Source organism: Streptomyces cacaoi, assembly GCF_006539165.1.
In the GTDB taxonomy this organism is placed as follows: Bacteria; Actinomycetota; Actinomycetes; order Streptomycetales; family Streptomycetaceae; genus Streptomyces; species Streptomyces cacaoi.
Window position 1 is genome coordinate 1 of the sequence record NZ_BJMM01000101.1, and the last position, 9,714, is coordinate 9,714.

At 74.4% G+C, this 9,714-nt stretch carries 2 protein-coding genes; both read right to left on the minus strand.

Annotated features, from left to right (window positions below):
- Window positions 1–5,166, minus strand: a 5,166-nt coding sequence (locus SCA03_RS33955) for a type I polyketide synthase (RefSeq protein ID WP_141275857.1), incomplete at its 3' end; no start/stop codon positions are given.
- Window positions 5,167–5,216: 50 nt separating this feature from the next.
- Complete coding sequence (locus SCA03_RS33960) at window positions 5,217–9,437, minus strand: type I polyketide synthase (RefSeq protein ID WP_170223871.1); 4,221 nt, start codon at window positions 9,435–9,437, stop codon at window positions 5,217–5,219.
- Window positions 9,438–9,714: the final 277 nt, after the last annotated feature.

The following is a 9,714-nucleotide window of genomic DNA, read 5'->3' on the forward strand; positions in this document are numbered from 1 at the left end:
GAGGAGGACTTCCCGGCGTTCCAGTTCGCTGGTCAGCTCGGCGAGGCGGTCCTTCAGCGCCGTCGCCGTGGCGGAAGCGGAACCGGAGACCGCTCGCCGGGCACGGGGCCGGACCAGGCCACGCAGCAAGGCGGGAACGTCTCCCTGCCGACGCAGCGTCGGCAGGTCGAAGCGGACGGGCAGGACGACGGCCTCGTCGACGGTCAGGGCCGCGTCGAACAGGGCCGTCCCGTCGTCCAGCGTCAGCTCGGGCATGCCCGCGCGGACGACGCGCCGGGCGTCGACGTCGGACAGGGTGCCGGTCATTCCCGCCTCGCGGGTCCACGGCCCCCAGGGCATCGACACCGCGGGCAGTCCGAGGGCGCGCCGGTGCGCGGCGAGGGCGTCCAGGAAGGCGTTGCCCGAGGCGTAGTTGGCCTGGCCCGGGCCACCGAAGACGCCCGAGACGGACGAGAAGAGGACGAACGCGTCGAGGTCGAGGCCGCGGGTTGCCTCGTGCAGGTTCCAGGCGGCATCCACCTTGGGCCGCAGCACGGCCGCCAGCCGCTCGGCGTCGAGTGACTGGATCACTCCGTCGTCCAGCACCCCCGCGGTGTGCACGACGGCCGTGATGTCCCCGTACCGCTCGACGAGTTCGGTGACCGCCGTGGCGTCCGCGACATCGCACGCCTCCACCGCGACGGAAGCCCCGAACCCCTCCGACAGCTCCGACACCAACTCCTCGGCGCCCTCAGCCGCCGGACCACTCCGGCTGACCAGCAACAGACCCCGCACCCCGTGCTCCGCCACCAGATGCCGGGCCACCACACGGCCCAGCCCACCGGTACCACCCGTGACCAGCACCCGCCCCCGCGACGACCACACCGGCCCCGCAGACTCATCAGCCGACACCCGACCCAGCCGCGCAGCCGACAACTCGCCACCATGGCAACGCAGTTGAGGCTCATCGGAGGCCAGCGCCGCCGAGATCAGAGTGGCCTCGCCGTCCGCGTCGGCTTCCGCATCCAGGTCCAGGTCCGGGTCCAGGTCCACCAGGACGAACCGTCCCGGATGCTCCGACTGCGCCGAACGCACCAGACCCCACACGGCCGCACCCGCCAGGTCCTCGCCCGACGTCGCGCCCCGCGTCACGAACACCAGCCGCGACCCGGCCCACCGCTCATCCGACACCCACGACTGCACCAGCTCCAACGCGCGGGAAGCGGCCCCGTGCACCGCCCGCACGGGCTCCTCGCGGCCCCGGACACCATCCGACGCCCGCACCACCACAGCCGAGGGCACATCCGCCGAGGGCACATCCGACGAGGGCACATCCGCCGACGACCCGTCCGGTGCGGTCCCGTTCGCCGAGCCCCCGCCCGCCGAAGGTCCGGCAGCCGACGACAGCGCGGCGGCGAGTTCCTCCGGGCCGTCCTCCCACGTCACCCAGGAATGCGCGCTCTCGTCCCCGGCACGTGCGGGCACCGGCGTCCAGCGCAGGGCGTAGAGGGAGTCGTGTACCGGGGTCTTCCCGGCGGCGGTGCCGATCGGCTCGGCCGAGACCCGTCGCAGCACCAGCGTCTCCACCGAGGCGACCGGGCCGCCCTCGGTGTCGGTGATCGTGACGGACACGCTGTCGTCACCGGTGCGGACGGCCCGCACCCGTACCGCGGCAGCGCCGGCGCCGTGCAGCGACACTCCTTCCCAGGAGAACGGCAGCACGCCCCTTTCCATGCCGTTGAACGCGGTGACGTGCAGGGAGGCGTCCAGGAGCGCCGGGTGCAGCCCGTAGGCGTCGGCCTCGCCGCCATGGGTTTCGGGCAGCGCCACCTCGGCGTACATCTCGTCGCCGCGCCGCCAGGCACGGCGCAGCCCCTGGAAGAGCGGGCCGTAGGAGAAGCCGCCGTCCGCCATGCGCGGGTAGAGGTCCGTCAGGTCGACCGGTTCGGCGTCGGCCGGCGGCCAGGCGGAGGCGCCGAAGTCGTCGTATGCGTCGGCGGTTTCGCCGGCCAGGGCGAGCATGCCCGTCGCGTGCCGGACCCAGGGCCGGGTGCTGTCGCCCTCGGCACGCGAACGCGCGGTGAGGGTGCGGCGCCCGGTCTCGTCGGCCGTCCCCACGTGCAGCTGCAACTGGATGCCGCTGCCGTCCTCGGGAAGGACGAGGGGCGCGGCGAGGGTCAGCTCGTCGATCCGGTCGCAGCCGGCTTCGTCGGCCGCGTGCAGGGCGAGCTCCACGAACGCCGTGCCCGGCAGGAGCGCCGACCCCATGATCTCGTGTTCGGCCAGCCAGGGGTGGCTGCGCAGCGACAGCCGGGTGGTGAGCAGAAGGCCGTCGCCCTCGGCCAGTTCGACGGAGGTGGAAGCGCGCAGCAGCGGGTGATCGGTGGCCTCCAGGCCGACGGTGCCGACGTCGCCGATGCCGTCGGGCGCGGGCTCGGGCCAGAAGCGCTGGTGCTGGAAGGCGTAGGTGGGCAGGTCTGCGGCGCGGGCACCCGTCCCGGCGTAGAAGGCCGTCCAGTCCGGGTTGCCGCCCTCGGTGAACAGCCGGGCCAGAGCGGTGACGGCCGACAGCTCCTCCGGCCGGTCCTTGCGCAGCACCGGAACCAGCACGGCCTCCTCCGGCAACGACACACGCGCCAGAGCCGACAACGTCCCATCCGGGCCCAACTCCACGAAATACGTGGCCCCTTCAGCATGCAGCGCCCGGACACCGTCGGCGAACCGCACCGCCTCACGCACATGCCGCACCCAGTAGTCGGGCGACCTCAGCTCTTCGGCCGTCGCCATCTCGCCTGTCACATTCGACACGACAGGGACTGCCGGGGCCTGGAAGTCCAGCCCCTCGATGGCCCGGTGGAAGTCCTCCAGCATCGGCTCCATCAACGGCGAATGGAACGCATGCGAGACCCGCAACCGACTCGTACGACGCCCCTCCCCCTCGAACCGGGACCGCACCACCTCCACCTCGGCCTCAACACCCGAAACCACCACCGAGGAGGGACCGTTCACCGCGGCCACAGCGACTCCCTCGGAAAGGTGAGGCAGCACCTCCTCCTCCGACGCCTCGACCGCGACCATCGCCCCGCCCGATGGGAGCGCGTCCATCAACCGGCCGCGCGCCGCCACCAACGCACACGCATCCTCCAGAGACAGCACCCCGGCCACATGCGCGGCAGCCACCTCACCGATCGAATGACCACCGACGAAGTCGGGCCGCACACCCCACGACTCCACCAGCCGGAACAACGCCACCTCAACAGCGAACAGCCCAGCCTGAGTCCACACCGTCCGCCCCAGCAGATCGGCATCCTCGCCCCAGACGACCTCCTTGAGCGGACGATCCAGCTGCACATCCAGACCCGCACACACCGCGTCGAACGCATCGGCGAACACACCGAACCGCCCATACAACTCACGGCCCATACCCAGACGCTGCGCGCCCTGGCCCGAGAACAGGAAGGTCCACCTCGGTGTCGCCGTGGGCGGGCCGGAGCCTTCGGTCACGGCGGGGTCGGGTTCGTCCGCGGCCAGGGATGTCAGGCCGCGGATGAGGGTGTCGAGGTCCGTGGCGACGACGGCGGCGCGGTGCGGGAAGGGGGTGCGGCTGGTCGCCAGTGCGTGGGCGATGTCCAGGGGGCGGGGCGCGGTGGGCTGTTCGCGGAGGTGGGCGAGCAGGCGGTCGGCCTGGGCGCGCAGGGCGGCGGGGGTCCTGCCGGAGAGGGTCCAGGGGATCGTGGCGGGCTCGGCGGCGGGGGCGTGGTCCGCGGTGTCGTCGGCCTGCCGGGGCTCCTGCTCGGGCTCCGGCTCGGGGGCCTGTTCCAGCACGACGTGGGCGTTGGTGCCGCTGATGCCGAAGGCGGAGACGGCGGCGCGGCGGGCCCGTCCGGTCTCGGGCCAGTCGGTGCGCTCGGTGAGCAGTTCGATCGCTCCGGTGTCCCAGTCGACGTGGGACGACGGCGCGTCGACGTGGAGGGTCCGCGGGAGGACGCCGTGGCGGAGGGCCATGACCATTTTGACGACGCCGGCGACGCCCGCCGCGGCCTGTGCGTGGCCGATGTTGGACTTGATGCCGCCGAGTCGCAGCGAGTGCTGCCGATCCCGGCCGTAGGTGGCCAGGAGGGCCTGGGCCTCGATGGGGTCGCCGAGGGTGGTGCCGGTTCCGTGTGCTTCGACGGCGTCGACCTGGTCGGGGGTGAGTTCGGCGTCGGCGAGTGCGGCGTTGATGACGCGCTGCTGCGAGGGGCCGTTGGGGGCGGTGAGCCGGCTGCTGGCGCCGTCCTGGTTCATCGCCGTGCCGCGGACGACGGCGAGCACGGGGTGGCCGTTGCGCCGTGCGTCGGAGAGCCGTTCGACGAGGAGGATGCCGACGCCTTCGCTCCAGCCGGTGCCGTCGGCCGCTTCGGCGAAGGGCTTGCAGCGGCCGTCGGGGGCGAGGCCGCGCTGGCGGGAGAATTCGACGAAGAGGCTCGGCGTCGGCATGACGGCGACGCCGCCCGCGAGGGCGAGCGAGCATTCGCCGGCGCGCAGGGCCCGCACGGCGAGGTGCAGGGCGACCAGTGAGGACGAGCAGGCGGTGTCGACGGTGGCGGCCGGGCCCTCCAGGCCGAGGGTGTAGGAGATCCGCCCGGACAGGACGCTGGTGGCGCCGCCGGTGAGCAGATGTCCCTCGGTCTCGTCGGAGTGCCGGGCGAGGGCGCCGTAGTGGGTGTCGGCGCCGCCGACGAAGACGCCGGTGTCGGTGCCGCGCAGGGTCGCCGGGTTGATCCGGGCGCGTTCGACCGCCTCCCAGGACGTCTCCAGCAGGAGGCGCTGCTGCGGGTCCATGGCGAGGGCTTCGCGGGGTGCGATGCCGAAGAGTTCGGCGTCGAAGTCGCCTGCGCCGGTGAGGAATCCGCCGTGCCGGACGTAGCTCTTGCCGGGGGTGCCGGGCTCGGGGTCGTAGAGCGCGTCGAAGTCCCAGCCACGGTCGTCGGGGACGTCGCCCACCGCGTCGGTGCCCGAGTCGACGAGGCGCCACAGGTCGTCGGGCCCGGTCACACCGCCGGGGAACCGGCAGGCCATGCCGACGATCGCGATCGGCTCGTGGTTCCTGGCCTCGACGGACTCCAGCCGCTGCTTGGTGCGCCGCAGGTCGGTGGTGACCCGCTTGAGGTAGTCGCGGAGCTTGTCTTCACTGTTGCTGGACATGGGTGCGCTTCCTCCCAGTTCAGAAGAGGTGTGTCGACTGACTGGGCTTGTCAGGCGAGGCCGAGTTCTTTGTCGATGAGGTCGAACATCTCGTCGTCGGTCGTGGCGGTTTCGAGGTCGGCGTCGTCGCCGTCGTCCTCGGCCGTGCCGGGGCCGGCGCCGGTGTCGAGCTTCCATTGCAGGGACTTGAGGCGGGTGAGCAGTCGGCTGCGGGCGGTGTCGTCGAACTCGCCTGCGGCGACGGCCGCTTCGAGCGCGTCGAGTCCGGCGAGGGCGGAGGCGTCCGGTGCCGTGCCGTTGTCCGTGCCGGTGTCCGGGGCCAGCAGGGTGCGCAGGTGGTGCACGAGGGCCCGGGGTGTGGGGTGGTCGAAGACCGCGGTGGTGGGCAGCCGCAGACCGGTCTCGGCGTTGAGCCGGTTGCGCAGTTCGACGGCGGTCAGCGAGGTCATGCCGAGGTCGAGGAAGCCTCGTTCGGCGTCGACGGCGTCCGGCGAGTGCAGGCCGAGGACGGTGGCGACATGGCCGGCGACCAGGCGCAGCAGCAGGGTGTCCTGCTTGGCGGGGCCGAGCCCGGACAGCCGTGCCGCCAGGCCGGGTTCGCCGGTGCCGTCCGGGCCGGTGCCGGTTCCCGCGCCGGTCACGGTGCGGCGGTGGGGACGGCGGACGGTGCCGCGCAGGAGCGGCGGGAGGGTGCCGGGGGCCGCGGCCGTGCGCGGGTCGAGCCGCACGGGCGCGAGGACGGGTTCGTCCGTGGTGGCGGCGGTGTCGAGGAGTGCGAGGCCGTGCGCCGTGCTGAGGGGCAGCATGCCGGAGCGGGCGAGGCGGCCCACGTCGGCGCTGTCCAGGGTGGCGGTCAGTCCGCTGGTCTCCTCCCACAGGCCCCAGGCGAGCGAGACGGCGGGCAGGCCCTGCGTCCTGCGCTGCTGTGCGAGGGCGTCGAGGAAGGCGTTGGCCGCCGCGTAGTTGGCCTGGGCCATGCCGCCGGCGAGGCCGGCGAAGGAGGAGAACAGGACGAACGCCGACAGCGGGAGGTCCCGGGTGAGTGTGTGCAGGTTCCAGGCGGCGTCGGCCTTGGGCCGCAGGACGGTCTCCAGCTGTGCGGGGGTGAGGTTCTCCAGGAGGGCGTCGTCGAGGGTTCCGGCGGCGTGCACGACCGCGGTCAGCGGGTGCGCGGCCGGGATCGCGTCGAGGACGGCGGCGAGTGCGTCCCGGTCGGCCGCGTCGCAGGCGGCGAGGGTGACCTGGGCTCCCCTCGCGGTCAGTTCGGCGCGGAGTTCCGCTGCGCCGGGTGCTTCGGGGCCGCGCCGCCCGGTGAGGACGAGGTGGCGGACACCGTGTTCGGCGACGAGGTGGCGGGCGAGGAGCCCGCCGAGGGTTCCGGTGCCGCCGGTGACGAGGACGGTGCCCCGGCCGGTGGGGTCCCACTGCCACACGGGGTCGCCGCCGGTGCTGTCGGTGCGGTGCAGCCGCGGCACGGTGACCGTGGTGCCGCGCACCGCGGTCTGCGGTTCCCCCGCGTCCCCGGCGGCGAAGGCCGTGCCGAGGGCGGCGGTCCGTGCGCCGTGGTCCGGGGCGGCGAGCGCCTCGCCGTCCAGGTCGACGAGCAGGAACCGACCGGGGTGTTCGGTCTGCGCGGAGCGCACCAGCCCCCAGACGGCGGCGCCGGCCGGGTCGGGCGGTGTGTCGTCGGATCCCGTGGTGACGGCCGAGACGGTGGCCAGGGCCAGCCGGGCGTCGGTGAACCGGTCGTCGGCGAGCCAGGAGTGCAGCAGGGCGAGGGTGTCGCGGACGGCGGTGCGGGCCGCCGCCGGCGGGTCGGTGTCGCCGGGTCCCGCGGTGGCGACGGGTGCGACGACGGTCGTCGAGGCGGGCAGCGGCGCGCTGTCGAGGGCGGCGGCGAGCGCCGTCAGGTCGTCGTGGGCGTGCACGGTCGCGCCGGAGGCGCGGAGCGCCGCGGTGAGCGGGCCGGTGTCGCCGGTGCCACCGATGACGACGAACTCCCCCGGCCCGGCCGCGGGGTCGGGTGTCCAGGGTGACCAGCGCACCCGGTGGAGGTCGGCGGTGCGGGCGGCGCCGGCGAGCCGGCCTGCGTGCGGTTCCCGCAGGGTGACGCCCTCGATGTCGGCCACGGGCCGGCCGTCCGCGTCGGCCGCCCGTACGGTGACGGTGCCGTCGGCGGTGTGCGCGGTGCGTACCCGCAGCCGGGCGGCGCCCGTGGCGTGCACGGTGGCGCCCCGCCAGGCGGTGGGCAGCGCGGGGGTGCCGTCCGGGCCGGGCAGGGTGAGGACGGCCTGGAGCAGAGCGGGGTGCACCCGGAATCCGGCCGGGGCCGCGCCGTCGTCGAGGGAGACATCGGCGTACAGCGCCTCGCCGGTACGCCAGGCCGCGTGCACGGTGGCGAACCCGGGGCCGTGCGTGTGGCCGTGTGCGGCGAGGGTGTCGTGGGCGGCGTCGAGGTCGACGGGGTGCGCGCCGGGCGGCGGCCAGGTGCCCGCCAGGTCCGGTGCCGGGACGGCGGCGCCCGCATCGGCGTTCCCGTCGGCGCTGTCGCCGGCGTCGGCGACACCGGCAGCGGGGGCCAGGGTGCCGGCCGCGTTGCGGGTCCAGGGGGTGTCGGGGTTCCCGGCGGGGCGCGAGCGGATGGTGACGGGGCGGGTGCCGTCCTGCGCCGCCGGCCCGGCGACCACCTGGATCTCGGTGTCGCCCTGCTCGGGCAGCACCAGCGGCGTGTGCTCGGTGAGCGCGGCGACGGTGGCGCAGCCGGTCTCGTCCGCCGCGCGGACGGCCCAGTCGAGGAGCAGGGTGCCGGGGACGACGGCGGCGCCGTGCACGCGGTGCCCGTCGAGCCAGGGGTGCGTGCGGGGGCCGAGGGTTCCGGTGAGGACGGCGCCGTCCTCACCGAGGCCGACGGTCGTCGTGATGCCTGCCGGGTCGGTGTCCGCCGTGGGCTCCAGCCAGTAGCGCTCGCGCTGGAAGGCGTAGGTGGGCAGTTCGACCGGCCGGCCGCCGTCGACGGCCGGGCCCCAGTCGACGGCGACGCCGTTGACGTGTGCCTCGGCGAGTGAGGTGAACAGGCGCGTGGTGCCGCCGTCGTCGCGGCGCAGCGAGCCGATGACGACGGCCTCGGTCCCGGTGTCGGTGGCGGTGTCCTCCACGCCGACGGTCAGCACGGGGTGCGGGCTGGCCTCCACGAACACGTCGTGGCCCTCGGCGAGCAGGGTCCGCAGGGCGTCCTGGAGCCGTACCGTGCGGCGCAGGTTCTCGTACCAGTAGCCGGCGTCCAGTGCGCCGTCGGTGATCCACTCGCCGGTCACCGTGGAGAGGAACGGGATCTCGGGGGCGCGCGGGCGCAGTCCGGCGAGTTCGCTGTGCAGGGTGTCGTGGAGCCGTTCGACGTGGGCGGAGTGCGAGGCGTAGTCGACGGGGATGCGCCGGGCCCGTACGCCGTCCTCGGCGCAGTCGGCGAGGAACTCCTCCAGCGCGGTGCCGTCGCCGGAGACCACCACCGTGGACGGCCCGTTGACGGCGGCGACCGACAGCTTGTCGCCCCAGCGTCCGAGGCGGTCGGCGACATCGTCGGGGCTCTGCGCGACGGACGCCATGCCGCCCTGGCCGGACAGTTCACGGGCGATGGCCCGGCTGCGCAGGGCGACGACCTTCGCGCCGTCCTCCAGCGAGAGCGCACCGGCCACACACGCGGCCGCGATCTCCCCCTGCGAGTGCCCCAGCACCGCGGCGGGCCGCACCCCGTACGCCCGCCACACCTCCGCGAGCCCGACCATCACCGCCCACAACGCGGGCTGTGCCACATCGACGCGGTCGAGGCCGGGCGCTCCGGCGCGTGCGCGCAGGACGTCGGTGAGCGACCAGTCGGTGTACGGCGCCAGTGCCTGCTCGCAGGCGTCGATCCGATGGGCGAACTCCGGCGCGCTGTCCAGCAGTTCGGTGCCCATGCCGGCCCACTGCGAGCCCTGCCCGGGGAAGACGAGGACGGTCCTGCGGGTGCGGGAGCCGGTGAAGCCACCGTGGACGAGCCCGGTGGCGGGCGTACCGGAAGCGAGGGCCCGCAGTTGCTCGGCCAGCGTCGTGTGGTCGGCACCGACGACGACGGCCCGGTGTTCGAGGAGGGCGCGCCGGGTGACGAGGGACAGCGCCGTGTCGAGCGGGGGCGTGCCGGGTGCGTCACCGAGGTGTGCGAGGAGGGCCCGGGCCTGGCCGCGCAGTCCGTCGGCGCTGCGTGCGGACAGGATCCAGGGGACGGGCCGCGGCACGCCCTCGGCCTCCTCATCGGTCGTCGCGCCCGGTGTCCCGGCGGAGAGCGCGTCGGACTTCTCACCGGGTGTCCCGCCGGGTGCGCCCTCGGACGCGTCCGCGGGGGAGTCCGCGGAGGCGTCTTCCGACGCTCCTCCCGGTGTTCCTTCCGGTGCTGTTGCCGATGCTGTTGCCGGTGCTGTTGCCGGTCCTGCGGAGGCGTCCGCCGCGGGTGTGTCCGCGGGTGCTTCTTCGAGGATGACGTGGGCGTTGGTCCCGCTGATACCGAACGAGGAA